This is a genomic window from Mycolicibacterium brisbanense (assembly GCF_001570425.1).
GTDB classification, from domain to species: Bacteria; Actinomycetota; Actinomycetes; order Mycobacteriales; family Mycobacteriaceae; genus Mycobacterium; species Mycobacterium brisbanense.
This window is the reverse complement of sequence record NZ_BCSX01000057.1, coordinates 1-832: the sequence shown is the minus strand read 5'-3', so window position 1 is coordinate 832 and position 832 is coordinate 1. Positions and strand designations below refer to the sequence as shown.

The following is an 832-nucleotide window of genomic DNA, read 5'->3' as shown; positions in this document are numbered from 1 at the left end:
TTGAGTTGCTGGGCGACGTGTTCGAGGTCTTCGGGTCCGTAGATGCTCAGGTCGGTGCCTTTGGGGAAGTATTGGCGCAGCAGGCCGTTGGTGTTTTCGTTGGTGCCGCGCTGCCAGGGGCTGGCCGGGTCGCAGAAGTAGACCTGCATGTCGGTGGCGATGGAGAACTGCTGATGGCCGGCCATCTCGGCGCCTTGATCCCAGGTCAGCGATCCCCGCAGATGCGCCGGCAGGGTCATCATGGTGGCGATCAACCCGTCGCGGACGGCCTCGGCGGTGTGCCCGTGGGGCAGGTGCACCAGCAGTGTGTAGCGAGTGGCACGTTCGACCAGGGTGGCGATCGCGGACTTGTTGAGCGCGCCCATGATCAAGTCGCCTTCCCAGTGTCCTGGCACTGCACGGTCGTTGATGGTGGCGGGTCGATCAGAGATCATGAGCATCGGATCGGCGAAGCGCTGATACCGTTCGCCGGGGACCCGATGCGGTTTGCGCCGGGTGCGTCCTGTCCGAAGTGCTTGGGCCACTTCTTTTTTCAGTCCACCCCGGGCCTGGAAATACAGGGCTTGATAGATCGTTTCGTGGCTCACCCGCATGCTCTCGTCGTCGGGGAAGTCGGTGACCAAACGATGCGAGATCTGTTCGGGCGACAACCGCTGCAACAATCCATCTTTCACCTGTTCGCGCAACCTCTGATTGGACACCAGTTTGGACTGCTTCGGGCGAGCGCGGGCCGCCGCGGCGGCCGCATCGGCCTGATACGGCAGATAGAGCCCACCGGCGCTGTGGGCGCGGACCTCCCGCGACACCGTCGAGGTGGCTCTGCCGATCAGCT

The 832-nt window shown here is 63.8% G+C and carries 1 protein-coding gene; it reads right to left on the bottom strand.

What is annotated here, in order from left to right; genetic code table 11:
- Positions 1–832: IS30 family transposase (locus tag RMCB_RS34215; RefSeq protein ID WP_109784520.1), on the bottom strand; the 832-nt coding region annotated here is incomplete at both ends.